Origin of the sequence: Sphingomonas larreae (genome assembly GCF_051400595.1) — a bacterium.
Taxonomy (GTDB): domain Bacteria; phylum Pseudomonadota; class Alphaproteobacteria; order Sphingomonadales; family Sphingomonadaceae; genus Sphingomonas.
On the sequence record NZ_JBLFFI010000010.1, the window covers coordinates 20544 to 44935 of the forward strand.

At 69.9% G+C, this 24392-nt stretch carries 19 protein-coding genes; 6 read left to right on the top strand and 13 right to left on the bottom strand.

What is annotated here, in order from left to right:
- Window positions 1-404: 404 nt before the first annotated feature.
- Entirely contained in the window at window positions 405-926 is a 522-nt protein-coding gene (locus ACMGDM_RS19745) for a ferritin-like domain-containing protein (protein WP_436805848.1), read from the bottom strand.
- A gap of 227 nt (window positions 927-1153) precedes the next feature.
- Here ACMGDM_RS19745 and ACMGDM_RS19750 point away from each other — a divergent pair, with 227 nt between their 5' ends.
- Both ACMGDM_RS19750 and ACMGDM_RS19755 read left to right on the top strand, forming a co-directional pair.
- On the top strand, window positions 1154-1798 hold the full coding sequence (locus ACMGDM_RS19750) for a DUF47 domain-containing protein (RefSeq protein ID WP_436805849.1): 645 nt from the start codon (window positions 1154-1156) through the stop codon (window positions 1796-1798).
- Between the two features lie 9 nt (window positions 1799-1807).
- Window positions 1808-2821 (top strand): inorganic phosphate transporter, encoded by a 1014-nt coding sequence (locus tag ACMGDM_RS19755; RefSeq protein WP_436805850.1) that lies wholly within the window; start codon window positions 1808-1810, stop codon window positions 2819-2821.
- Window positions 2822-2982: 161 nt separating this feature from the next.
- Here ACMGDM_RS19755 and glpK read toward each other — a convergent pair whose 3' ends face one another.
- Both glpK and ACMGDM_RS19765 read right to left on the bottom strand, forming a co-directional pair.
- On the bottom strand, window positions 2983-4494 hold the full coding sequence (gene glpK / locus ACMGDM_RS19760) for a glycerol kinase GlpK (protein WP_436805851.1): 1512 nt from the start codon (window positions 4492-4494) through the stop codon (window positions 2983-2985).
- Window positions 4495-4505: 11 nt separating this feature from the next.
- Complete coding sequence (locus ACMGDM_RS19765) at window positions 4506-5309, bottom strand: MIP/aquaporin family protein (RefSeq protein ID WP_436805852.1); 804 nt, start codon at window positions 5307-5309, stop codon at window positions 4506-4508.
- 108 nt (window positions 5310-5417) lie between these two features.
- Between ACMGDM_RS19765 and ACMGDM_RS19770 the strand changes: the two genes are divergently transcribed.
- Together ACMGDM_RS19770 and ACMGDM_RS19775 are read left to right on the top strand one after the other, a co-directional pair.
- Entirely contained in the window at window positions 5418-6950 is a 1533-nt protein-coding gene (locus ACMGDM_RS19770) for a glycerol-3-phosphate dehydrogenase (protein ID WP_436805853.1), read from the top strand.
- Window positions 6947-7735: a DeoR/GlpR family DNA-binding transcription regulator gene (locus tag ACMGDM_RS19775; RefSeq protein WP_436805854.1), complete on the top strand. Its 789-nt coding sequence runs from the start codon at window positions 6947-6949 to the stop codon at window positions 7733-7735. Before ACMGDM_RS19770 ends, ACMGDM_RS19775 begins: the two co-directional genes overlap by 4 nt.
- A 26-nt stretch (window positions 7736-7761) precedes the next feature.
- Here ACMGDM_RS19775 and ACMGDM_RS19780 read toward each other — a convergent pair whose 3' ends face one another.
- Entirely contained in the window at window positions 7762-8589 is an 828-nt protein-coding gene (locus tag ACMGDM_RS19780; RefSeq protein ID WP_436805855.1) for a glycosyltransferase family 32 protein, read from the bottom strand.
- A gap of 133 nt (window positions 8590-8722) precedes the next feature.
- Entirely contained in the window at window positions 8723-9124 is a 402-nt protein-coding gene (locus ACMGDM_RS19785) for a hypothetical protein (RefSeq protein ID WP_436805856.1), read from the bottom strand.
- Window positions 9125-9217: 93 nt separating this feature from the next.
- On the opposite strand from ACMGDM_RS19785, the gene ACMGDM_RS19790 reads away from it, so the two are divergent.
- Window positions 9218-12463 carry a helicase-related protein gene (locus ACMGDM_RS19790; protein ID WP_436805857.1) on the top strand — a complete coding sequence of 1082 codons (3246 nt, stop codon included), beginning with the start codon at window positions 9218-9220 and terminating at the stop codon, window positions 12461-12463.
- A gap of 333 nt (window positions 12464-12796) precedes the next feature.
- Here ACMGDM_RS19790 and ACMGDM_RS19795 read toward each other — a convergent pair whose 3' ends face one another.
- The 3 genes from ACMGDM_RS19795 to ACMGDM_RS19805 form a co-directional block, all read right to left on the bottom strand.
- Window positions 12797-14098, bottom strand: coding sequence for an OmpP1/FadL family transporter (locus ACMGDM_RS19795; protein ID WP_436805858.1), 1302 nt, complete (start codon window positions 14096-14098; stop codon window positions 12797-12799).
- A gap of 245 nt (window positions 14099-14343) precedes the next feature.
- A complete protein-coding gene (locus tag ACMGDM_RS19800; protein ID WP_436805859.1) occupies window positions 14344-16671 on the bottom strand; it encodes a 3-hydroxyacyl-CoA dehydrogenase/enoyl-CoA hydratase family protein in 2328 nt (775 codons plus the stop codon).
- A gap of 1 nt (window position 16672) precedes the next feature.
- Window positions 16673-17809: a thiolase family protein gene (locus tag ACMGDM_RS19805; protein ID WP_436805860.1), complete on the bottom strand. Its 1137-nt coding sequence runs from the start codon at window positions 17807-17809 to the stop codon at window positions 16673-16675.
- Window positions 17810-17989: 180 nt separating this feature from the next.
- On the opposite strand from ACMGDM_RS19805, the gene ACMGDM_RS19810 reads away from it, so the two are divergent.
- Window positions 17990-18577 carry an alpha/beta hydrolase gene (locus ACMGDM_RS19810; RefSeq protein WP_436805861.1) on the top strand — a complete coding sequence of 196 codons (588 nt, stop codon included), beginning with the start codon at window positions 17990-17992 and terminating at the stop codon, window positions 18575-18577.
- Between the two features lie 258 nt (window positions 18578-18835).
- On the opposite strand, the gene ACMGDM_RS19815 is transcribed toward ACMGDM_RS19810, so the two are convergent.
- The 5 genes from ACMGDM_RS19815 to kdpC form a co-directional block, all read right to left on the bottom strand.
- The gene (locus tag ACMGDM_RS19815) at window positions 18836-19834 is read right to left on the bottom strand and encodes a sugar kinase (RefSeq protein ID WP_436805862.1); all 999 of its coding nucleotides are present in this window, start codon (window positions 19832-19834) and stop codon (window positions 18836-18838) included.
- Window positions 19835-19887: 53 nt separating this feature from the next.
- Window positions 19888-20301, bottom strand: a complete 414-nt coding sequence (locus ACMGDM_RS19820; protein ID WP_436805863.1) for an acyl-CoA thioesterase — start codon at window positions 20299-20301, stop codon at window positions 19888-19890.
- A gap of 124 nt (window positions 20302-20425) precedes the next feature.
- Window positions 20426-21112: a response regulator gene (locus ACMGDM_RS19825; RefSeq protein ID WP_436805864.1), complete on the bottom strand. Its 687-nt coding sequence runs from the start codon at window positions 21110-21112 to the stop codon at window positions 20426-20428.
- A 1-nt stretch (window position 21113) separates the two neighbouring features.
- Complete coding sequence (locus ACMGDM_RS19830) at window positions 21114-23792, bottom strand: DUF4118 domain-containing protein (RefSeq protein ID WP_436805865.1); 2679 nt, start codon at window positions 23790-23792, stop codon at window positions 21114-21116.
- A complete protein-coding gene (gene kdpC / locus ACMGDM_RS19835; protein WP_436805866.1) occupies window positions 23792-24391 on the bottom strand; it encodes a potassium-transporting ATPase subunit KdpC in 600 nt (199 codons plus the stop codon). The genes ACMGDM_RS19830 and kdpC overlap by 1 nt, the downstream gene beginning before the upstream one ends.
- Window position 24392 lies beyond the last annotated feature (1 nt).

The following is a 24392-nucleotide window of genomic DNA, read 5'->3' on the forward strand; positions in this document are numbered from 1 at the left end:
TGCAGTGAAGCACTGATTCCTCCCCGGCACGGGGAGCGGGGCAGCTTAGGCTGATGGGGGGGGGGCGCCGCCGCGAGCGCCGCGCTGCGGGAGGAGCCTCCGCCGCCACCGGCTTGTCGGCGGCTCTCCTCCCCGTACCGCGGAGGATCCGGAGTGTCCTACACCGCCCTCACCTGTCACGCTCCGGCCGGCTCTGTCTCATCGTCGCCGGTTCCACGCTCGACCGGCAACGCCTGCACTCCATATGTCCGCGCGCGTCTCAGCGTTCGCGCGAAGCGCGCCGGCGTCTCAACATTCACAACATTCGCGCCTGCCGCGGTGCCGGCCCAGGCGACGATAACACCGTTGCTACCGTCGCTTAGCCGAACACCGCGACACCGCGCGAATGTTGAGGAATGTTGGACTCAGTGGCTGGCGGTTTCGCCCGCGGCGCGCCGCTCGAGATACTTGAGCGTGATCGCCGGGTTGTTGGCGTCAACCCAGGCTGCCATCGCCAGCTCCTCATCGAGCGAGGTCTGGAGCAGCGACACCGGCTGCTGGAACCCGCCGGCATCCGCCAGCGTCAGCAGCGACTTGTAGCTCGCCGCCTCGAAATTTTCGAAGGCGTAGTTGGCGAAGCTGTTCTTCAGGATCTCGTCCGGCGCGAACACGTGCGCCAGCGCGGCCATGTTGCCGGTGAACGACAGGGCCGCGTCCTTCAGCACCGAATGGGTCTCGCCGAAGCTGGCGAGGATCTCCTCCAGCCGCTCGATCTGCTGCTCGGTCTCGCCACGGTGGCGCCGCAGCTGCTCGGCCACCTCGGGATAATTGGCGAGATGATCGAGCTGGCGGTCGATCAGCGCCAGCGCCTGATGCTCGACACCGTGCGCGTTCTTCAGACCGGTCACGAACAGCGACTGCACCACGTCATTGGGATAGCTTGCCATGCGTCTCTCCTTGCTCCTCCGATCAAGCTGGAGCGGGGCGAGATGTTCCTTTAAAAACAAGTCGTTTGATGCAGGTTATCGGTTTTGGGGACGGGTCGGCGCAGGTCGCTGCAACTCAAGTGTCACATGTGTCGGCCATGGCGCCGCTCGGTTTCGCTTGGCGCCGCGCGCAACTCGTGCTTCGGGCTACCGGGATGCAAGCACCTTCGGGTGGGGATGGGAGTTCGATGTTCGCTTGGTTCCAGCGTCTTCTGCCGAGGACGGGCAATTTCTTCGAAATGTTCGAGGCACATGCCGCGACGGATCTGGCCGGCGCCCGCGCGCTGGCGAGGCTCGTCGGCGGTGACGGCGACGCCGTGGCGATGATCGCGGAGATCGCCGCGCACGAGCATCGCGCCGATGACATCACCCGCGACGTGCTCAAGACGGTGCGCTCGACCTTCCTCACGCCGTTCGATCGCAGCGCGATCGCAACGCTGATCGGCGCGCTCGACGACACGGTCGACGAGATGCAAGCCGCCGCGGCCGCGATCGATCTCTATGAGGTGCGCGAGTTCGCGCCCGAGATGCGCGAGATGGCCGCGGCCGCGGTGGAGGCCGCCGAGCTCGCGGTGGCGGCCATGCCGCTGCTGCGCGACGTCAGCCGCAACGGGCAGAAGCTGCACGACTTCACCGAGCAGCTCATCCGCATCGAGGGCCGCGCCGACGAGATGCACGCCGCCGGGCTGAAGCGCTCGCTCGGCGAATTTGGCCGCACCGACACGCTGCGCTTCGTGGTGGAGCGCGAGCTGTACAAGCATCTCGAGCGCGTGCTCGACGCCTTCGAGGACGTCGCCGACGAGATCGATGGCATCGTCATCGATCACGCCTGAGCCGCGGCCATGCACGAGCTCGCCTTTCCGCTGCTGGTCGGCCTCATCCTGGTCGCGCTGGCGTTCGATTATCTGAACGGGCTGCACGACGCCGCGAACTCGATCGCCACCGTGGTGGCGACGCGGCTGCTCTCGCCGGTGCAGGCGGTGGTGTTCGCCGCCTTCTTCAACTTCGCCGCCTATTTCCTGACGCTGGCGGTGCCGAGCCTCCACGCCGTCGCCGAGACGATCGGCAAGGGGCTGATCGCGCAGGAGGTGGTGACGCCGGCGGTGATCTTCGGCGCGCTCGGCGGGGCGATGACGTGGAACGTCATCACCTGGCTGAAGGGCATCCCCTCGTCGAGCAGCCACGCGCTGGTGGGCGGGCTGATCGGCGCGGGCGTGGCGCATGCCGGGCTGACCGGGGTGAAATGGGCCGGGCTCAACAAGACGCTGATCGCGATCGTACTCTCGCCGACGATCGGGATGTTCCTGGCGATGCTCGTCATGCTGCTGTCGAGCTGGGCGCTGCGGCGCCGCACCGCCAATCAGGCGGAGCGATCGTTCCGCGTGCTGCACCTGGTGTCATCCGCAGCCTATTCGCTCAGCCACGGGCTCAACGACGCGCAGAAAACGATGGGGATCATCACCGTCCTGCTCTACTCGACCGGCTATCTGACGGGCCCGTTCGAGGTGCCGCACTGGGTCGCGATCAGCTGCTATGTCGCGATCGGGCTCGGCACGATGACCGGTGGCTGGCGGATCATCGAGACGATGGGCTCGCGCATCACGCGGCTGTCGCAGCACCAGGGGTTCAGCGCCTCGCTGGCGGGCTCGATCGTGCTGTTCGGCGCGTCGACGCTGGGGATCCCGGTGTCGACGACGCACACGATCACGGGCTCGATCATCGGCGCGGGCGTCGCACGGCGCGCCTCGGCGGTGCGCTGGGGCGTGGCCAAGAACGTGGTGGTCGCCTGGGTGATCACCATCCCCGCCTCGGCCGCTGTGGGCGCGCTGGTCTACTCGCTGACGCTGCTGTTCTGAGGGGGTGGGGGGCAAGCGTCTGGCCCTTCGCTGCCGTCATCCCGAACTCGTTTCAGGGTCCACGGTGCGGCGTACTCAGCGACGGAGGCGTCCGCGGGACGGTGGATCCTGACAAGAGTTCAGGATGACGCTTGAGGGCGGAAGGAGGCGTCGGCGCCCCTTCACCCCGTAGTCAGCGTCTTCGCCACCGCGATCTTCCAGCCCGCCACCAGCCGCTCGCGGTCGGCCGCGGCCATATGCGGCTCGAAACAGTCGCGCCGCGCCCAGGTGGCACGGACCGCGTCGAGGTCGACCCACACGCCCGTCGCCAGCCCGGCCAGGAAAGCGGCGCCCAGCGCGGTGGTCTCGAGATGCACCGGCCGCTCCACGGCTACCTCAAGCAGGTCGGCGAGGAACTGGCACAGCCAGTCGTTCGCCGCCATGCCGCCATCGACCCGGATCGTCGCCGGCGCGGCGCCGCCGTCGGCAATCATCGCCGCGGTGAGGTCCATCGTCTGATAGCCCACCGCCTCTAGCGCGGCACGCGCGAGATGCGCCTGGGTGGCGCCGAGCGTCAGCCCGAAGATGGCACCGCGCGCGTCCGGGTCCCAGTGCGGCGCGCCGAGGCCGACGAACGCGGGGACCATGTAGACGCCGTGGCTGTCCGGCACCTGCGTGGCCATGTCGTTGGTCTCGCGGGAATGAGTGATCACGCCGATGCCGTCGCGCAGCCACTTCACCGCCGCGCCCGCGACGAAGATCGAGCCCTCCAGCGCATAGGTCATCGCGCCGTCGAGGCGATAGGCCGGCGTGGTGAGCAGCCGGTGCTCCGACTCGATCGCCTCGGCGCCGGTGTTGAGCAACAGGAAGCAGCCGGTGCCATAGGTCGACTTGGCCATGCCGGTGTCGAAACAGGCCTGGCCGATCAGCGCGGCCTGCTGGTCGCCCGCGATCCCGGCGATCGGGATCGCCACGTCGAACAATCCCTCGGCGGTGTGGCCGAAGATGCGGCTGTTGTCGTGCACCTCGGGAAGCAGCGCCATCGGGACGTCGAACAGGCGGCACAGCTCCTCGTCCCAGCGCTGCGCGCGGATGTCGTAGAGCAGGGTTCGGCCCGCGTTGGTGACGTCGGTGGCATGGACCTGCCCGCCGGTCAGCCGCCACAGCAGGAAGCTGTCGATCGTGCCAAACGCCAGCTCGCCGCGCTCGGCCCGCTCGCGCGCGCCCTCGACGTGATCGAGGATCCAGGCGAGCTTGGTGGCGGAGAAATAGGGGTCGATCAGCAGCCCGGTCTTGGCGCGCACCGCGGGCTCGTGCCCGGCTGCCTTGAGCTCGGCGCAGAGCCGGGCGGTGCGGCGGTCCTGCCAGACGATCGCGCGGTGGATCGGCTCGCCGCTCGCACGGTCCCACACCACCACCGTCTCGCGCTGGTTGGTGATGCCGATCGCGGCGACGCCGTCTGCGCCGACGCCGCTCTGCGCGATCGCGTCGCGTGCGACCTGGAGCGTGTCGCGCCAGATGTCCTCGGGGTCGTGCTCGACCCAGCCACCCTCGGGATAATGCTGCGCGAACTCGGTCTGCGCGGTGGCGACGGGGCGTGCGTCACGATCGAACACGATCGCGCGGGTCGAGGTGGTGCCCTGGTCGATCGCCAGCACGTGGGTTCGCGTCTGGGGGGTCTTGGTCTCGGCCATGCTTCCTCTCCTCAGCGGCGCCGTGGCAGGTACGGTTTGACCAGGAACTGGTAAAGGCCCGCGCCGACCACGCCACCCACCAGCGGGCCCGCGATCGGCACCCACCAATAATGATCCGGCCCCGGGAACGCCGACGCGCCCCAACCGAGCAGCCAGCAGAACAGGCGCGGCCCGAAGTCGCGCGCCGGATTGATCGGCCAGCCCTCGAGATAGCCCGCCGAAGCGCCGATGCACGCCACCAGCAGGCCGATGATCAGCGCGCTGGCATTGGCCATCGGCGCCGAGGTGTTGAACTCGTCGGTGATCGCGAAGATGCCGAGCAGCAGGATCGCGGTGAGCACCACCTCGTCCCAGAAAGCGTGGACTGCGGTGATGTGCAGCCCCGGCGCCGTGAAGAACACCCCCGCGGCGCCGCCCTGCGCGCGGGTGAGTGCGTGGCTGGCGTTATAGGCGTCGATGACCGGGCCGAACATCTGATACACCAACGCGGCACCGATCATCGCCCCGAGCACCTGTGCGACGACATAGGGCAGCACCTTGCGGCGGGGAAAGTCGCGGAACAGCGTCAGCGCCAGCGTCACCGCCGGGTTGGCGTGCGTGCCCGACACCGCGCCGGTGACGTAGATCGCGATCGTCACCGCCAGTCCCCAGGCGATGCACACGCCCCAGTAAGCGGTGGCATAAGGGCTCGGGTCGTACAGCGTGATCATCGCCGCGGCCGAGTTGCCGAGCGTGATGATGATCGTCACCGCCAGCATCTCCGAAATCAGCTCGCCGCGCAGCGTGCCGACGGCGGGCGCCGCCTCCTCCGCCATAAATCCTCTCCTGAGCCGTCGTGGCCCTTATCGCCTGTGTCCGCCCGGTTCGAACGAACGTCAACATCTTCGTTTGAAGTCGTCGCGCGCGCGGCTCATATTCGCGAGATGACGAGCGAGGGCGAGACACGCGACGACATCGACACCGACCTGCTGGTGGTCGGCGGCGGGATCAACGGCACCGGTATCGCGCGCGACGCCGCCGGCCGGGGCCTGCGCGTCCTGCTGGTGGAGCAGGACGACCTCGCCGCCCACACCTCCTCGGCCTCGACCAAGCTGATCCACGGCGGGCTGCGCTATCTCGAGTACGGCGAGGTGCGGCTGGTGCGCGAGGCACTGATCGAGCGCGAACGGTTGTGGGCGATGGCGCCGCATATCATCTGGCCGCTGCGCTTCGTGCTGCCGCAGACCCACTCGCCGCGCCCGGCCTGGATGGTACGCGCAGGGCTGTTCCTCTACGACCATCTCGGCGGACGCGAGCGTCTGCCCGCGACCGAGACAATCCGGCTGACCGACGATCCGCGTGGCGACGGGCTGCGACAGCGCGGGCGCGCCTTCGTCTATTCCGACTGCTGGGTCGAGGACAGCCGCCTGGTCGTGCTCAACGCGCGCGATGCGGCCGATCGTGGCGCCGATATCCGCACCCGCACCCGTCTCGTCGACGCCGCGCGCAGCGGCGGCGGCTGGCGCGCCACCATCGCGGACGCGCGCGGCGCGCGGACCGTCACCGCGCGCGCGCTGGTCAACGCGGCCGGGCCGTGGGTCGCGGACATCCTCGGCCGCGTCCCGCACGCGCGCGACGATCGCGGGGTGCGGCTGGTCAAGGGCAGCCATATCGTGGTGCCGCGCCTGTACGCGGGCGAACATGCCTTCATGCTGCAGAACGCCGATCGCCGCATCGTGTTCGCCATCCCCTATGAACGGGATTTTACCCTCGTCGGCACCACCGACGAGCCGTGGGAGGGTGCACCCGGCCGCGCGACGATCGCGCCGCACGAGACCGACTATCTGCTTGACACGATCGCGCGCTATTTTGCGCGACCAGTCACGCGCGAACAGATCGCGTGGAGCTATGCCGGCATCCGCCCGCTGTATGACGACAAAGCCGCCGATGCCTCGGCGGTGACGCGCGACTATGTCCTCGATCTCGATCTCGGCCCCGCGGGCGCCAATGAGAACGCACCGATGCTCAGCATCTTCGGCGGCAAGATCACGACCTATCGCAAGCTCGCCGAGCACGCGATGGCCGAGCTGGCGCGCTTCTTTCCCAAGGCGAGCGGCGCGTGGACCGCGGGCGCGACGCTGCCCGGCGGGGACTTTCCGGTCGACGGCTTCGAGTCGCTCGTCGCGGGGCTGGTGCGCGCCTATCCCGGGTTCGACCCCGCGCTGCTGCGACGGCTCGCGCGCGCCTATGGCACCGCGGCGCACGCGCTGCTCGGCGATGCCAGCGCGCCTGCGGACCTCGGTGAGGATTTCGGCGCGGGGCTCACCGCGCGCGAGATCGATTATCTCGTCGCGCGCGAATGGGCGCGCAGCGCGGAGGACGTGCTGTATCGTCGCAGCAAGCTCGGCCTGCACGCGCCCGCCGACACCACGACGCGGGTCGATGCCTATCTCGCCCGCGCCGTGCCGACGACGTGAGCGGGGATGTGCCCGAGGGCGCCGACCCGGCGGTGGAGCGTCACCGCCGCATCCTCGCGCTCGCGCGCGGCGCCGGGCGGGTGACGGTGGACGATCTCGCCGCGCGCTTCGACGTCACACCGCAGACGATCCGGCGCGACCTGAACGTCCTGGCGCGCCGTGCGCTGCTGTCGCGCGTCCATGGCGGCGCGGTGGTCACCTCAGGCGTCGACAATCTGGCGTACACCGCGCGTCGCGGTGTCGCCACCGGCGCGAAGGCGGCGATCGGCGCCGCGGCGGCCGCGCTGATCCCGAACGGTGCGTCCTTGTTCATCAACATCGGCACGACCACCGAGGCGGTCGCCGGCCAACTCGTCGCGCACCGCGACCTGCTGGTGATCTCGAACAACCTCAACGTGATCGATCTGCTCGACGGGCACGACGGCATCTCGCTGGTCGCGGTGGGCGGCGAGGTACGCCGCGGCGACCGCGCGGTTGTGGGCGCGCTGGCGATGCGCTTCATCGATGGCTTCAAGGTGGATGTCGCGCTGATCGGCGCCTCCGCGATCGATCTCGACGGCAGCCTGCTCGAGTTCGCGGTGGACGAGGTGCAGGTCACCCAGACGATCGCGCGCAACGCGCGCCAGGTGATCCTGGTGATCGACGCCTCCAAAGTGGGACGGGCCGCTCCCGTCCGGGTCGGTCGGCTCGACCTGGTCGACTATCTCGTCACCGACCAGCCGCTGCCTGCCGAGCTGATCGCCGCCTGCGTGGAGCACCGTGTCCAGGTGATCGAAGCGGGTTGAGCCGAGGACGGCGGCGCGGCACCCGGTCAGCCGCGCCGCTGCTTGAGCCAGCCGTAGACATAGGCCGGCGGATGCGCCCAGGCCGGCAGCGCCGCGACCGGCGTCGTGAGCGTCGAATAATGGCGCGGAAACACCGCGCCGTGATCGTAGGTGTCGGCGATGCTATAGTGCAGCCCGATCTCGCCCGGCGAGCCGAGCAATCGGTGCGGGTGATGCGCGAGCAGCGGCATAATCGCACGCGTGTACGCGATCGGTCCGGTGGTGCGCAGCACGCCGTTTCGCCCCACGCCCTGCCGCCACGGCCGATAGCCCTCGATGTTCGCCAGCACCGCCGCGATCACCGCGCGCAAAAAGGGGTGCCCCGCGGCAGCGATCACATGCCATTGCTGCAGCTCCCCGCGCCCCGGTCCGAGCTCGCCATGTCGGCCGAAATCGGGGAACTCACCGTCGGCGGCATTGTCCCAATGGCTGAGGATGAAGCGATCATCGTCGCGCAGCACGGTCGCGAGCGGCGCATCGAGATAGCTTTTCACGTCAATATAGGCGCCGCCCTGCGCGTAGACGATGAGGTAGCGCAGCAGATCGGCCCGCGCCGCGCCATAAGCGGGGTCGATCCGTCGGAATACGGCGAGCACCTGGTCGCCATAATGGTCCGCGATGAAACGCTCGCCTGCGATGAGATCGTACAGGCGGTGCGTGTGGCCCGGGTTCTTCGCGGCCAGCGCCGCCACGTTCGCTGCGAGCGCATCGGGCAATCCGCCACGCAAGAAGATCTGGTGGATCGCCGGCGCGATGCTGGTCTGTTCGCGGATGACCGGAAGAGTCGTCTGCCAATAGGCCGCTCGTTCGCGCACGCTGATCTCCTGCCCCGGGGCTGCACTGCCACTTAGCGACGCTGCGGCGGCTGATGCCGTCGGCCGATGCCGTCGCACGACCGGTAGCGGCGGCGCAACCTCGCGCCTCCCCTTCACACCTTCGGCGCTGGCGTTACCGCGGCTCGGGCGTCTTCACATAAGGCACGAAGGCGCCAAGTCGCAGGATCGGTCGGGGCACCCGCGAGAAGCGATCGACCACGCGGATCTGGTCGTTGCGGCACAATTGCCCGCCGAAGCGCTCGGTGACGAGCACATCGTCCCAGCGCATCGTGTCGAGCCGTCCAATCGGCACGTTGACCCAGATACGGCGTCCGTTGCCATAGACGATGGCCTTGCCCGCAATGATCCGCTGCGAGTCGTTGGTCGTCGGGGTGATGCAGCGCACCGCCGGCTCCGCGACGCGGCCTTTGAGCAGGTCGGCGAGCTCGGCATCCGGGGACAGGCGTTTCGCTGACGCTGGCAGGGACGCGATCAGCGCCGCTGCCATGGTCACCGCGATCGCAGCAAACTTCATTTCATCGGCCCGCTCTGTGATGGCATCGCTCAGCCACGGGAACGCCGCCGCATCAGGCTCGTTCCGCCCCCTGACATCAGGGGTTTACACCAAATGACCAAGAAAGAGGCGGCGGCGCTGGCGGCGCTGACCGACCCGTTGCCGACGCCGCAGCTCGGCGTCGCCGAGAGCGCCGCTGCGCTGTCAGAATTGCTCGCCACCCGCGACCTGTTCATCGCCGCGATCGACGAGGCGCGAGGTCTCGCGCTGACTCATGCGCTCGCCGCCGCCATGCCCGCGGCATGCGTGATCTTCTGCCCCGGCAGCGACGCGTTGCCGGGAGAGCGGGCCGCAGCGTCGCCCGCCAATGTCGGCCAACGCGTCTCCGCGCTGCGGCGGCTCCGCCTGCTGACGAAAAAGGGGGCAGAGCGCCCGCGTGTCGCCTGTGTCACCACCGGCGAGGCGCTGGCGCGCGCCTATCCTCCGCCCGCGGCGTTTGAGGCCGAGCCCCCCGCGGTGCGTCGCGGTGCCGCGGTCGACTTGACCAAGCTCTACGAGGATCTGCTCGCAATCGGCTATGTCGCCGACGAGCGTGTTGACGAGCCCGGCGAGGTGGCGTTGCGCGGTCAGGTGCTCGATGTCTTTCCCGCCGATGCGCCGCAGCCGCTGCGGATCGAGGTCGCAGACGGCACGATCGTGGGCCTGCGCAGCTACGATCCCGCCGACCAGCGGACCACCGAGGAATTGGACGAACGCGAGCTGGGCCGCGTCGCGGAGCCTGAGATCGCTGCCCCGACGTCACGGAAAAAGGCGGAGGCCGACGATCCGGTGGACGCCAGCACCTCCGCCTCCACTACCCTGCTCGATCACTTTCCCGAAGCACTCGTGGTGATTGGCCAGGCGGCGGAGGAGCGGCGACGGCGTTTTCTCGCGCTCGCCGCGGACACGGCAAAACGCTCTCCGCAGCGCACGCTGGCCGACGTGATCGACGAGGCTGCCTGGCAGGCCGCGCTCGATGCACGCGATCAGGCCAGCGTCGAACGCGCGGGCGATCCGCCGCCGCGTTTCGTCGAGGGCAAGGCGCCGCTGCGCGCGTTCGCCAAGCTCGCCCGCACCGCACGCGAGGCGGGCGACCGCGTCGCCCTGCTTGGCAGCGAGCGCGACCTGCGCTTCCTTCGCCGCCGTGTCGCCAAGGCGCTCAAGGACGAGGTCACGTCGGTCGACTCCTGGCCCGCGGTGATCGACGCCGAGGAGGGCGCGCTTCTCGGGCTCGTCCTGTCCGCGGATCGCGGATTCCGCCGCGACGGCGTGCTCGCGGTCGCCGCCGCGGATCTGCTTGGCAGCCGCGCCGAGCGCGAGAGCCTCGCCACTGCGCCCGCCGACCTGGCGCTGTTCGAAACCGGTGAGATCCGGGTCGGCGACGTCGTCGTCCACGAAGAACATGGCATCGGCGTCGTGCTCGGGCTCGAACGCCTGCCCGGCGAGGACGACGGCGACGCGATCAAGCTCGGCTATGCCGACGATGGCGTGCGGCTCGTGCCGGTTGCCGAGGCGGATCGCATCTGGCGTTACGGCGCTGACGCCGACGCGGTGACGCTCGACCGGCTCGACGGGTCGAGCTGGCAGAAGCGCCGTGGCGAGATCGACGCGACCATTGCCGAAAGCGCGCGCCAGCTTACCGAGGTGGCGCGCGAGCGCGAGGCGCGCGAGGCGCCGGTGCTCGAGCCCGATCCCGCCGCCTATGAGCGCTTCGCCGCGGGTTTCCCGTTCACCGAGACCGCCGATCAGGCGCGCGCGATCGAGGCGGTGCGCCACGATCTCGCCTCCGGCCGGCCGATGGACCGGCTGATCATCGGCGATGTCGGCTACGGCAAGACCGAGGTCGCGCTGCGCGCCGCCGCCATCGCCGCGCTCGCTGGCAAGCAGGTCGCGATCGCGGCGCCCACCACGGTGCTGGCCCGCCAGCATCAGGAGAGCTTCGCGCGCCGGTTCGAGCCGCTCGGGATCGCGGTCGCCGGCCTGTCGCGGCTCAGCAGCGCGGCAGAGAAGAAGCGAGTGAAGGCCGGACTGGCGGACGGATCGATCCACATCGTCGTCGGGACCGGCGCGGTGGCGGGCAAGGGCGTCGACTATGCCGACCTCGCGCTGGTGGTGGTTGACGAGGAGCAGCGCTTCGGCACCGCGGACAAGGAAAAGCTGCGCGCGCTTTCCGCCGGCCATGTTCTGACGCTTAGCGCGACGCCGATCCCGCGCACGCTGCAGAGCGCGCTGGTCGGGCTGCAGCAGCTCTCGATCATCGCGACCCCGCCGGCGCGGCGCCAGCCGATCCGGACCGCGGTGGGCGTGTTCGATTCCGAGACGCTGCGCGCCGCGCTGCTACGCGAGCGCGCGCGCGGTGGGCAGAGCTTCGTCGTCGTGCCGCGGATCGAGGACATGGCGGGGATCGGCGACAAGCTCGCACGGCTCGTCCCCGAGCTGTCGCTGGTGCAGGCGCACGGCAAGATGCCCGCGGCCGAGATCGACGAGGCAATGGTGCGCTTCGCAGGCGGCGACGGCGACGTGCTGCTCGCCACCAATATCATCGAGGCCGGGCTGGACGTTCCGCGTGCCAACACGATGGTGATCTGGCGCGCCGACCGGTTCGGCCTGTCGCAGCTCCACCAGCTGCGCGGCCGGGTGGGGCGCGGGACGCGGCGCGGCCACGTCCTGCTCGTTACCGATCCCGAGCATGAGATCGCGCCCCGCACCCTGAAGCGGCTGCGCACGCTGGAGGCGTTCGACCGGCTCGGCGCCGGCTTCGCGATCAGCGCGCGCGATCTCGACATGCGCGGCGCGGGCGATCTGCTCGGCGACACGCAGGCGGGCCACATGAAGCTGATCGGGATCGATCTGTATCAACAACTGCTCGAGGGCGCGCTGCGCCGCGCGCGCGGCGAGGAGGTGGAGCGCTGGACGCCGGAGCTCCAGCTCGAGGTTGGCGGTCGGCTACCCGAGACGTGGATCCGCGACGAGGAGATACGCGTGACGATCTATGCGCGACTGGCGCGGATCGACGACAGTGAAGCTCTCGACGCGCTTGAGGAAGAGATGGAGGATCGCTTCGGCGCGCTGCCGGACGAGGCGCGGACGCTGCTGGCGGTGGCGCGACTGCGTGTCGACGCGCGCGCCGCGAGCATTGCGGCGGTGGCGGCGGGACCAGCGGCGATCGCGCTGACGCCACGGCCCGGGGTGGAGGTGGACGCGGAGGCGCACGGGCTAGAGGCGAAGGAGCGTCGGCTGCTGCTCCGCGAGCGGATCGACGCACCGCATGAACGGCTGGAGCGTGCCGGAGCGCTGCTGCGGGAGCTGGCAGGGGAGTGAACGGGGGGCGTTGTCGCCGCTCTTCCCTGCCTAAAGCCTAGGCCAACTCAATCGATCCGTGCTCCGGCGAACGTCGAAGCCCAGGGCCGCAGGAGCGACGCTAGTGGCTCTGGGCTCCTGCGTCCGCGGGAGCTTCCCGCTGATCCACCACCAATGGATCAGAACCTAAGCAGCACATCGTTCGCGCTGAGGACAGGCCGAGCCTGTCGGAATCTCGGCCCAAAGCGCCATCGCCCCGAGCGGAAGGGTGCTTCGAGACTGCACTTCGACGAGCTCAGTGCCGCCTCCGCACGAGCGGGCTGGATCATCGCAGGATCTGCCCTCCCCTCCTCCTCAGAACCGAAAGCGGCCGCCCGCCGAGAACACCAGTGCGCGCGCATCGGTCAGCGTGCCGTTGACCAATACCGGCGTCTGCGCATCCGTGCCGGCATAGGCCGCGGTGGTGCGGTCGATCATGGTATTGGCAAAGTCGACGTAATTGCCCGCGAGGTCGAGCGTGAAGCTCGGCGTCACGTCGAAAGAAGCGCCCAGCGCATAGTTCCAGCGGTTGGCGTCGGGCACGCGCGCGTCGCGCTCGCCGTCGCGCGTCGGGGTCAGCGCGCGCTGCACGCCGCCGCGCAACGTCAGCCTCGGCGATGCCGCATAGTCGATGCCACCCGCATAGCTCCACGTGCTGCGGTAATTCTCCGGCAGCGCGGCGTTGACCGGCGCGCCGAGGCGGATCGCGTCGAACTTTTCCCAGGTGTAGCGGATCGTCTGCGCGTTGAGCGTCAGCGCCGGGGTGACGCGGAAGCGCCCGCCGACGATCACCTGCGCGGGCGTGTAGAAGCTCGCGTCGACCCCGTTGATCTCGCGGTTGTTCGCCGCGAGCGGCCCGAGCAGACCGCTGACGGTCAGGTCGCCCTTGAGGTTGTGCTTGATCGCGGACTTGTAGCTGACGCCGACCGTCGCCCAGTCGTTGTGCATCTGGAAGCCAGCGCTCCAGCCCACGTCCCAGCCCCCGCCGGCGAGCTTCTGGCTGCCGTCGGGCAAGGCCGCGGCCAGGTTCGGCAAAGCGTTGGTGAGGCTCGCCTCGGCATGCTCGATATTGGCAGCGCCGCCGACGCGCAGCCAGTCGGTCACCGCGACACCGACGGACGGCTGGATGTCGAAGGTGCGCAGATAGGTACGGTCGGCGCTGTAGCGTGCCCAGCTGTCTCCGCTATAGTCGGTGGTGAAGCTGTAGGGCGAAGTGACAGCGAGGCCGACCGCAACGCGATCGGTCAGCGGCACGGCGACGGCGCCCGAGGGCAGCACGCCGTTGTTGATCGGGTTCTCCGAGGACGAGTCCCCGCCGACCGGCGCGAACGTGCCGCGCGGACGACGGATCAGCGTGTTGCTGTTGTCGACCTTGCCCTTGGGCAGGATGACCGAGGCGCTGACGGTCGCCTCCGCGCGCTCCTGCCCGCCGATCGCCGCGGGGTTCCACCACAAGGACGCCGCGCCGGTGTCCGCCGCCTCGCCCGAGAAGGCGCGGCCGGCGGCGCGCGCCGCCTGCTCCTGCAGATAGAAGGCTTGGGCCTGCGCGGCGCCGGCGCTCGACAGCACCCCCGCGGCGGCGGTGACGGTCAGGGCCAGCTTCTTGGACGGGGACATGGGCGAACCTCTCTCTTGTGGTTTTTTATGGGATCATTGTGTGCGGTCAGACGGGCTGAACGCGCGGTGGAGGAAAGTGTCCGGACATCCCCTCACGACTCCCGCTCCTGACCGTGACCCCAACGTGTTCCGCGCCCCGCCGCGCAGCTCACGCTGATCGCGCGCGCGGAGCAATGTATCGCGGAACACGTCCGGGACGACGGAGAGAAGGCCAGCGACTCTGCCTGGAGAGAGCCCGCCGCGGCCTAATTCCGCAGCGGCTTGCCCGTCATCAGCATCGCCTCCACCCGTGCATGGGTGCGCTCGTCGCGCGCGCTCTCCAGGAAGGCGGCGCGCTCCAGCGCCAGCATCTGCTCCTCGGTAACGGTGTCGAGGAGGTCGGCCTCGCCACCGGTCAGCACCTCGGCGAGCCGGCCCGCCACCACCACGTCATAGTCGGTAGCGGCGCCCTTGCGGTGGAAGTCGGCGACCGCGCCGCCGATGCCGACCCGCCCGCTCGCGCCCGGCAAACGATAGACCGGCGGCTCGGGCGGCTGATAGCCGTCGACCAGCGCCAGCGCGCGCGCCTTGGCGTCGGCGAGCAGCCGGTCACGATTCATCGTCACGCCGTCGCTCGCGCGAAGGAAGCCCATCTCCTTGGCCTGCGCCGCCGACTTGGAGACCTGCGCGGTCGAGATCAGCTCAAACGCCTTCATCACCGCCGGCATCGGCCCCTTGGGCATCGTCGGTAGCTTGGCCAGTCGGTCGAGCAGCTCGCCGTGCCCGCCCCAGCCCGGCACCAGCCCGACGCCGCACTCGACCAGCCCGACATAGCTCTCGGCATGCGCCTGCACCGCGTCCGAGTGGAGCAGCACCTCGCAGCCGCCGCCCAGCGCCAGCCCGGAGGGCGCGCTCACCACCGGAAACGAGGCGTATTTCAGCGCCTTGAACGCGCGCTGCCCGGCCGCGACCAGCTTCTCCACCTCGCCCCAGGCGCCCGCCTTCACCGCGAACAGCGCGAGCCCGAGATTGGCGCCTGCGGAGAAGTTGCTGCCCTCGTTGTAGATCACGAGCGCCTTGAAGCGGCCGGGCACCAGCGCGACGGCCTGCTCGATCAGCGCCGCGACCTCGCCGTCGAGCGCGTTCATCTTGGCGGTGAACTCGAGGCACAAGACGCCGTCGCCGACGTCCCACAGCGCCGCCGACGCGCTGGTCGCGACCGGCGTTGACGCGCGCTTGACGTCCTCGAGCAGCAGCACGCCCTCCGCACGCGACACGTCGTGGTACGCGCCCTCAACGCCGAGATACTGCCGCACCCCGGCCTCGACGCGATAGAACGGCCGCTCGCCCGCGGTATCGAGGATCCCCGGCACGGCGCGGCCCTCGCCGCGCAGCCGCTCGGCGAGCTTGCCCGGCCCGAGCCGATCGATCAGCTCGAACGGGCCGAACTTCCAATTGTAGCCGAGCTTCATCGCGTCATCGATCGCGACCACGTCGTCGGCCGCCTCGCCGACCAGCATCGCCGCGTAACTCAGCACATTGCCGAGGATCGTCCAGGCATAGTTGCCGACCTTGCCCGGCACCGAGACCAGCGCGGCGAGGTCCTTCTCCGCCGCGGGCGGCAGCGCGGCTGGCTTCTGTTCGGGCCGATAGTCGCCGCTGGCGAGATCGATCGCCAGCTTGGCGCGGCTGCCGTCGGGGCGCTTGTCGAGCCGGTAGAAGCCGCCCTTGCCCTTGCGACCGGTATAGCCCTCGGCGATCATGCGATCGACCAGCGGCAGCGCGCGCACCGTGGAGAAATAGGGATCGCCCGCGGGCAGCGTCGCCGACAGGCTCTTCGCCAGCAGCGGCATCAGGTCGATGCCGACGAGATCGATCAGCCCGAAGATGCCGGTCTTGGGCACGCCCATCGGGCGCCCGCCAATCTGGTCCGCCTCCTCGACCGTCAGCCCCTGGTCGAGCGCGGCGTTGACCGCGACCGCGAGCCAATAGGTGCCGATGCGGTTGGCGATGAAGCCGGGCGTGTCCTTGGCGCGGACGATGCGCTTGCCCATGAAACGGTCGACGAAGGCCTCGACCTTCTCCGCCACGGCTGCGTCGGTGTCCACGCCGCGGACGATCTCGATCAGCCGCATGTAGCGGGGCGGGTTGAAGAAGTGCGTGATCAGGAAGTCGCGCCGGAACTGCTCCGAGCGTTCCTCCACCAGATGACCAAGCGGGATGGTCGAGGTGTTCGACGAGACCGCGGTGCCGGGGCGCTTGAGCTGCTCGAGCCGGGCGTAGAGCGCCTGCTTGATGTCGAGCCGCTCGACGATCGCCTCGACGATCCAGTCGCACTCGGCGACGCGATCGAGATGGTCCTCGATGTTGCCGGTCTCGACCAGCCGCGCCGCGGCGACTGACATGAACGGCGCGGGCTCGGTCTTGAGCATCTTCGCCACCGCGCCCTTTGCGACCGCGTCGCGGTCCGTCGCATCCTTGGGCACGATATCGAGCAGCAGCACGGGCACGCCCGCGTTGGCGACCTGCGCGGCGATGCCCGCGCCCATCACGCCCGCGCCGATGACGCAGACCTTCTTCACAGCCTCGCTCATGTCACGCGCGCTCCAGCACCGTGGCGATACCCTGCCCGCCGCCGATACATTGCGTCGCCAGCGCGTAGCGGCCGCCCTCGCGCTCGAGCAAAGCCGCCGCCTTGCCGACGATGCGCGCGCCGGTGGCGCCGAGCGGGTGGCCGATCGCGATCGCGCCGCCGTCGAGGTTGATCGTATCGTCCTTGAGCCCGAGGTCGCGGATGCAGGCGATCGCCTGGCTGGCAAAGGCCTCGTTGATCTCGACCACGTCGAGGTCACCAGCGGCAATGCCGGCGCGCTCCAGCGCCTTCCTTGACGCGCCGATCGGCCCCAGCCCCATCGTCTCGGGCGCGCAGCCCGCCACGCCGACGGACACGATCCGCGCCAACACCTTGAGCCCGTGCTTCGCCGCGAACGCCTCCGAGGTGACCAGCACCGCGCTGGCGCCGTCGGTGAGCGGCGAGGACGTCCCCGCGGTCACCGAGCCGTCGGCGCTGAAGGCGGGCTTGAGCCCGGCGAGCACCTCGGCGGTAGTGTCGGGACGGATGATCCCATCCTGCGTCACCTCGCCCTTCTTGGTGCGGATCGGCACGATCTCCTCGGCCAGCCGACCCTCGGCGCGCGCCGCGGCGGCCTTCTGCTGGCTCTTGACCGCGAACGCTTCCTGCTCGGCGCGGGTGATCTGGTATTGCTGCGCGACGTTCTCGGCGGTCTGGCCCATCCCCATATACGCGCCTGGGCTCTTGGCGGCGAGCTCGGGGCTGGGCAGCGGATTGTAACCGCCCATCGGGATGCGGCTCATCGACTCGAGCCCGGCGCAGATGAACGCCTCGCCCGCGCCGATCTGGATTTGACCCATGGCGATGTGGATCGCGCTCATCGACGAGCCGCAGAAGCGGTTCACCGTCATACCGCCGACCGACAGCGGCAGGTCGGCGAGCAGGCCGACGAGCCGCGCGACGTTGAGCCCCTGCTCGCCCTCGGGGAAGGCGCAGCCGAGAATGATGTCCTCGATCGCGGCGGGATCGACCTTGGTCTTCTCGAGCAGCCCGCGGATGACCTGCGCGGCGAGATCGTCGGGGCGGACGCGGGCCAGCTCGCCCTTGCCCGCGAGCTGGAAGGGCGACCGGGCATAGCCGGCGATCACGACGTTGCTCATCTCATTCCTCTCGAGTCCGACTTTGTTGGATGCCGCTTACGTCAACGTCAATGCGGGCTCAAGCGCGGAACCGCCCGGTCGTCGTGTTGAAAGAAGAACTCGTGCGATCCCAAGTGCATCTGCACTCGCATGGCGGATCGGACCGGTTAGGCTCCGCTGCCGATCCCGTAGGAGACGACCATGTTCGCCATCGCCGACTCGGGCCCCTTCGCCGTACTGGCCATCAACGACGCGGCGCGTCCGGTGCCGACCTGGAAGACAATGTTCGGCTGGCCGGCGGACGATCCCGGCGCGCTTCCCCTGTCGGTGCGCTCGCGGGCCGAGCGGAAGATCTGGGCGGCGCGCGTGGACCAGGCGGTGTGCGCGACGCCGCGCCCGGTGCTGCTGATCGCGGATGGTCTCGGCTGCGCCGCGAGCGCCTGGTGGGGCCGATTGTCGCCAGCCGATTACGTCTCGCGGATCGCGGGGGCGCTGCTGTTCGCGCCGCGCGGCGAGGAGGCGGGAGCGGGCGGCGAGCCCGGCCTGTTCGCGTCTCCCGGAACGCCGCTGCCCTTCCCTTCCGTGGTGATCCAGCCGCAGCACGACGAGGCGGCGATCCGCGCGACGCTGGACGCATGGGGCAGCCAGCTCGTCGCCGGTCGGCGCGTGCGTCAGGTGAGCGGCGAGCAAGGCGCGTGGCAGCAGGCGCAGCGATTGTTCCTGCGCGTCACCCGCCAGGTGGCGGCGCATGAGGTGGCACGCGCCGAGGCGCTGATCGGGCGACGGTAGAAGGCAGGATCGCTTACGAGGTGGGGAACCAACCGACGTGGCGTGTTAAAGGTGATGCAGGCAGCTGGGGTGCGCCTGCGGGCACGGGAGCACGGTTGGACACCGCTCCTGTCGCTCCGGGACGCGTTACCCGTTCCGTTCCCGGTGAAGGCCGGGGCCGAGCTGGGGGACGCGGGTGAGTCTCATGCCGGCCGTCCCGATCGGGCGCCGCCCACGCGGGGGAACCGCGCTACGAAGCCGATCGGTGTCGCCACATTTTCAGCGGCGCACGTCCAACTCACCGCTCAGGAACGCCTCTAGGTCGCTTTCGCGAAACAGGCCCGCGTCTCCAGGCAGCGAATGTTTGAGCGCCGCCAGCGCCAGACCATTGCGCGCCGCCTCCTCCGGCCCTTCGCCTCGTCGCAACGCGTGAAGCACGCCCGCGGCGAAAGCGTCGCCACCACCGATCCGGTCGACGATGCCGGCGAGCACCACTTCCTCGCTTTCCGCCGCACCCGCGCGCGTATCGATGCGCGCGGACAAGCGGTTGAGATCGACGTGCTCGACCTGCCGCGACGTGGAAGCGATCGTCTGCAGCGTCGGGAAGGCCGCGAACGCCGCCTCGGCGGCGCGGCGCGCGTCGCCGGCGAGATCGTCGCGCCCGAGCAGCAGCGCGATATCGCGGTGATTGCCGAACATCAGGTCCGCGTGCCGCACGATCCGGCCGAGGATCGCGCGCGGGTCGCCATCCCACCGAGCCCAGAGCTTGCCGCGCCAATTGCCATCGAACGACACCGCCACGCCCCGTGCCGCGGCCGCCTCCGCCGCCGCGATCGCGCGCTCGGCCGACACGGGACCGAGCGCGGGGGTGATGCCGGACAGGTGCAGTCGGTCGACACCGTCGAGCAAGGCGTCCCAGTCCCAGGCGTCCGCCGGCGCGTCGGCGAAGGCGGAGTGAGCGCGGTCGTACACCACCTCGGTCGCGCGCAACCCGGCGCCGGTGGTCGCGAAATAGAGGCCGATCCGCTCCCCGCCAAGCGACACCCGGCTGACGTCGACGCCGTGTCCGCGCAGCGTGCGCAGCGCGGCGTGGCCGAGATCATTGTCGGGCACGCGGCTGGCGAAGGCGACGTCATGCCCGAGGCAGGCGAGTTGGGTAACGACATTGGCCTCGGCGCCCGCGACCCATACGTCGAGCCGCGGCGACTGTAGCAGCAGCTCGCGCCCCGGCGGCGACAGCCGCAGCATCACCTCGCCGAATGCCAGCAGCTTACCCATCGCCCTCGCCTCTCCCTCGTCGCGACCGTCTGTCGCGGCTGGGGGCGACGGCGTCAACCGCGCGCTACGCCGGGCTCCGCGACGAACCGCGCGATCACGTCCTTGGCGAGCCGCGCGGGGCGCTGGGTGGCGGCGTCGAGGCAGCACCACACGCTGCTCACCTCTGCGACGATCTCCTCGCCGCGCTTGAACAAGGTGCTGAAGAAGGTGCGCGCGCCCTGTGCCCTTTCCGCGATCACCTCCGCCACGATACCGTCTTCGAGGAAGGTAGGGCGGCGATAGGTGATCTCGTGCTTGAGCGCGACCCACAGGTGCTGCGCAACCGCGTCCGGCGGTGCGACGCGCTCCCAATAATCGAGCACCGCGGCCTGCACCCACTTCAGATAGACCGCGTTGTTGACGTGGCCCATGAAGTCGATGTCCTCGTCCGCGACATGGACGGGATATTCGTGCGCGTGCGCGGTCATGAGTCGGCTTCCGGTATCGAGGTGACAACCTAAGTGATCGCGGCCTGCGGCACAACGTCGCGGCGTACCGATCCGGGTCGGTCTCGGACGGAGAGTGCGCCCGTTTGTGCAGCGGCTCGGTCGGTCACGCCTCCGGCTTGAGGCGGTAGCCGACGCCCAGCTCGTTCGAGATCACGCTGCCGACCGGCTGCGGCGCCTCGAGCTTCTGACGCAAGTTGCGGATGACGATGCGAAGATACTCGACCCGCGGCTCTTCCTCCCCGCCCCAGCATGAGGTGAGCAGGCGCTGGTGGGTCACGACCCGCCCGAGATGACGCGTCAGCACCGCCAGCACGTCATGCTCCTTGCGCGTGAGATGGACGTCCTCGCCCCCGCGCGTGACCGCGCGAAGATCGAGGTCGATCGCGAGATCGCCGCGCCGTACGATCGTCGGCATCGTCTCGGCGCCGGCGCGATGCCGCAGCGCGACCCGCAGCCGGGCGAGCAGCTCCTCGGTGTCGAACGGCTTGGTCACGTAATCGTCGGCGCCGAGATCGAGCGCGGTGACCTTTTCGTCCACCGCGTCGCGCGCCGAAACCACCAGCAGGACCGCGTCGCCGGACGCGCGCAGCAACGGGATGATGCTCAACCCGTCGCGGTCAGGCAGGCCAAGGTCGAGCAGCACCGCCTCGGGATGGCGCGCGGCGGCCTCGCGCAGCGCGGCGCGAGCGTCCTCTGCCTCGATCACCTCGTATTCGGCGCGGAGCAAGGTGTTGCGCAACAGACGCCGGATCGCGGCCTCGTCGTCGACAATGAGCACGGTGGCAGGCATGTCAGGTCATATCCTCGGCCGGTAGATCGCGTACGAGCAGCGCCGGCGGGACGACGAGCGCAAACGCGGCGCCTGCACCGTCCGCGCGGTTGGTCGCGGCGACGGTCATTCCCATCGCCTCGGCAAACGCCTTGACGATCGCCAGCCCCAGCCCCGTGCCGCTGGCGACGCGATCAGATCCTTCCAGCCGGCGAAAGGTTTCGAACACCTCCCCTTCCCGTCCCGGCGGTAGCCCAGGGCCGTGATCGAGCACCGCGAGGCGGATCTCGCCGTAGCGGTTGCGCCCTTCAATCACGATCTCGCTGCCCGGATCACCGTAACGCCCCGCATTGTCGAGCAGGTTGAGCAGGCAGTGATGCAGCAGCTGCGGATCGGCCCGCACCAGCGGCAGGTCGGGCGGCACGTCGAGCCGCACCGCATGTCCTTCCAGCGCGCGGCGCGCGTCGTGCGCAGCGCCCGTCACCGCGTCGCTGAGATCGACCGGCTCGAGCCGGAGGCGCAGCGCACCCGCCTCAACCCGCGCCATGTCGAGCAGGTTGGCGACGAAGCGATGGAGCCGCGCCGCCTCGCCCTCGATCGTGCCAATCAGCTCGGGCGTGGCGCCATGATGGAGCTGCGCCGCGGCGGCGATCACCGCGGTCAGTGGCGTGCGCAGGTCGTGGCTCACCGAGGAGAGCAGCGCGGCGCGGAGCCGGTCGCGCGTACGCACCGCCTCGACGTCGCGCATCTCGCCCTGCAGGCGCAGGCGCTCGAGCACGAGCGCGGACTGATCGAGCAGGCTGCGCAGCAGCGGCAGCTGGTCGGCGCGGACGGGCGCGCCCACGCGCTCGCTGGCGACGCCGAGCACCCCGAGGATGCGGTCGCCCGCGCGAAGCGGCTGGAACAGCCATTCCGACACGGCGAGCGTGGCCGAGCCCTTCCCCGTTACCGCGCCGTTGTCGAGCGCCCAGGCCGCCGCGGCCTGATCCATCGCCTCGAGCCGGTAGCTCGGGTCGCTCGCCGCGATCACGTCGAGCGTGCCGCCGAGCCGCGACGGCATCAACACGATCACCTGCACCGCGAGCAGACGATGGATATCGTCGCAGATCATCTGCGCCGCCGCATCGGTGTCGCCGACGCCGCCGAGTCGATGCAGGAAGCCGGCGAGCATCGCGTTGGTGCGCGCGCTTGCTGCGGCGAGGTCCGCCTGCGCGCGCACCCGCGCGGTCAGGTGGCTGGTGGCGATCGCGATACCGAGCAGCACCACGACCGAAATCAGATTCTCGGGATTGCTGATGCTCAGCGTGCCGACCGGCGGCAGGAAGAAGAAGTTGTAGGCGAGCGTGGAGGCGAGCCCCGCGTAAAGCCCGGTGCGCAGGCCGAAAAGGCTGGCCGCTGCCATCACCGGAAGGAGATACAGCAGCGCGACATTGCCGAGATCGAGCACGTGCTGCAGCGCACTGGCTACCGCGGTCACCGCCGCGACAAGCAGCGTCGTCGCGCCATAACCGCTGGGCGTGCCCCAGCTCGGCCGACCCCGTGCCGGACCGCGGGCGGAAGGCTGTAGCGGTGGCACAGGCAGGACGTGCACCGTGACGCCCGGCGTGTCGCGGATGACGCGATCCACCACCGAGCCGTGCCGCAGCTCGAACCAGCGCGATCGCCGCGACTTGCCCATCACCAGCTGGGTCGCGCGCGCGTCCGCGAGGAAGCGCTGGAGGCCGTCCACCACGTCGCTCGCCGGCACGCTGGCAACTGCGCCGCCCAGCTGCGTCGCCAGCGTCATCGCGGCGGCGACGCGCTGCTGCTGCTCCGCGGTGAAGGCTGCGGCGCGTGGTGTCTCGATGAACACCGCGGTCCAGGGGCCGCGCAGCCCGTCCGCCACCCGCTTGCCCGCGCGCACCAGCAGGTCGGCGCCGGGCAGCTCGTTGATCGCGACGACGATGCGCTCGCTCCCGGCCCAGGTACCGCCGAGGCCGAGCGCGCGCACATCCTCGAGCATGCGCGCGTCCACCGCCTGTGCCGCGCGACGCAGTGCCAGCTCGCGCAGCGCGGACAGGTTCGACTTGGAAAAGAAGTGGCCCAGCGCGCGCGACGCTTCCTCCGGCAGGTAGACTTTCCCCGCCTTGAGGCGGTCGATCAGCTCGTCGGGCGGGATGTCGACGACTTCGATCTCCGCGCGCTCAAGCACGCTGTCGGGCACCGTCTCGCGCACGCGCACGCGGGTGAAGCTCGCGACGATGTCGTTGAGGCTCTCCACATGCTGGATGTTGACGGTGGAATAGACGTCGATGCCTGCCGCGAGCAGCTCCTCGACGTCCTGATAGCGTTTGGGGTGGCGACTGCCAGGGGCGTTGGTGTGTGCCAGCTCGTCCACCAGCACCAGCCGCGGGGCGCGCGCCAGGATCGCGTCAAGATCCATCTCACGCAGCGTGCGCCCCTCATAGGCCACCTCTCGGCGCGGCACGATCTCGTGCCCTCGCGTCAGCGCTTCGGTCTCCACCCGGCCGTGGGTCTCGACCACACCGATGACGACGTCGACCCCGTCGCGGCGTCGGGCCGCGCCTTCGGCGAGCATCTCATAGGTCTTGCCGACGCCGGGCGCGGCGCCGAGGAAGATCTTGAGCCGGCCGCGACCCTCCTCCGCCGCCTGGCGGAGGAGGGCATTCGGATCCGGTCGCTCGCCCGCCCCTGCTGGCATCAGCGCGGCGGGGCGCTCGCCGGGGCGGCGCGGGACACTGCGTCCAGCGCCCGGTTTAGCGCCAGCACGTTGACATGATCCTCGCCGAGCAACGACGGTTCCTTCAGCGTCAGCACGAGCTGGCGTACCTTCTCGATCGCGAGACCGCGAACGCGCGCGATCCGCGGTACCTGCGCCAGCGTGCTCGCGGGCGATAGGTCAGGGTCGAGACCGGATCCGCTCGCCGTCACCAGATCGGCCGGGAGCGCACCCGCCACGCCCTCGGTGCGGCGCCGGGCGATGTCGGTCCTTACGCGGTCCGTGAGCGTCTGGCTTGCCGGGCCGAGGTTCGAACCCGACGACGCCAGACCGTCGTAGCCCTCGCCTGCGGCCGACGGACGCGTCTGGAAGTAGCGATCGGTGGTGAAGGCCTGCCCCACCACGGCGGAGCCGATCACCGCGTCGCGGTCGTCGCGCACCAGGCTGCCATTGGCCTGGACCGGGAAGATCACCTGCCCGATCCCGGTCAGCGCCAGCGGGTATGCGATCCCGAGCAGGAGCGCGAACAGGATCGTCATGACGATCGCTGGTCGCAGCGCGGAAGAGAAATCCTTACCCATC

Excerpts from the sequence above, each read along its gene's own strand:
- ACMGDM_RS19745 (WP_436805848.1), bottom strand. The coding sequence starts at position 926 with ATGGCAAGCTATCCCAATGACGTGGTGCAGTCGCTGTTCGTGACCGGT.
- ACMGDM_RS19750 (WP_436805849.1), top strand. The coding sequence starts at position 1,154 with ATGTTCGCTTGGTTCCAGCGTCTTCTGCCGAGGACGGGCAATTTCTTC.
- ACMGDM_RS19755 (WP_436805850.1), top strand. The coding sequence starts at position 1,808 with ATGCACGAGCTCGCCTTTCCGCTGCTGGTCGGCCTCATCCTGGTCGCG.
- glpK (WP_436805851.1), bottom strand. The coding sequence starts at position 4,494 with ATGGCCGAGACCAAGACCCCCCAGACGCGAACCCACGTGCTGGCGATC.
- ACMGDM_RS19765 (WP_436805852.1), bottom strand. The coding sequence starts at position 5,309 with ATGGCGGAGGAGGCGGCGCCCGCCGTCGGCACGCTGCGCGGCGAGCTG.
- ACMGDM_RS19770 (WP_436805853.1), top strand. The coding sequence starts at position 5,418 with ATGACGAGCGAGGGCGAGACACGCGACGACATCGACACCGACCTGCTG.
- ACMGDM_RS19785 (WP_436805856.1), bottom strand. The coding sequence starts at position 9,124 with ATGAAGTTTGCTGCGATCGCGGTGACCATGGCAGCGGCGCTGATCGCG.
- ACMGDM_RS19790 (WP_436805857.1), top strand. The coding sequence starts at position 9,218 with ATGACCAAGAAAGAGGCGGCGGCGCTGGCGGCGCTGACCGACCCGTTG.
- ACMGDM_RS19795 (WP_436805858.1), bottom strand. The coding sequence starts at position 14,098 with ATGTCCCCGTCCAAGAAGCTGGCCCTGACCGTCACCGCCGCCGCGGGG.
- ACMGDM_RS19800 (WP_436805859.1), bottom strand. The coding sequence starts at position 16,671 with ATGAGCGAGGCTGTGAAGAAGGTCTGCGTCATCGGCGCGGGCGTGATG.
- ACMGDM_RS19805 (WP_436805860.1), bottom strand. The coding sequence starts at position 17,809 with ATGAGCAACGTCGTGATCGCCGGCTATGCCCGGTCGCCCTTCCAGCTC.
- ACMGDM_RS19810 (WP_436805861.1), top strand. The coding sequence starts at position 17,990 with ATGTTCGCCATCGCCGACTCGGGCCCCTTCGCCGTACTGGCCATCAAC.
- ACMGDM_RS19815 (WP_436805862.1), bottom strand. The coding sequence starts at position 19,834 with ATGGGTAAGCTGCTGGCATTCGGCGAGGTGATGCTGCGGCTGTCGCCG.
- ACMGDM_RS19820 (WP_436805863.1), bottom strand. The coding sequence starts at position 20,301 with ATGACCGCGCACGCGCACGAATATCCCGTCCATGTCGCGGACGAGGAC.
- ACMGDM_RS19825 (WP_436805864.1), bottom strand. The coding sequence starts at position 21,112 with ATGCCTGCCACCGTGCTCATTGTCGACGACGAGGCCGCGATCCGGCGT.
- ACMGDM_RS19830 (WP_436805865.1), bottom strand. The coding sequence starts at position 23,792 with ATGCCAGCAGGGGCGGGCGAGCGACCGGATCCGAATGCCCTCCTCCGC.
- kdpC (WP_436805866.1), bottom strand. The coding sequence starts at position 24,391 with ATGGGTAAGGATTTCTCTTCCGCGCTGCGACCAGCGATCGTCATGACG.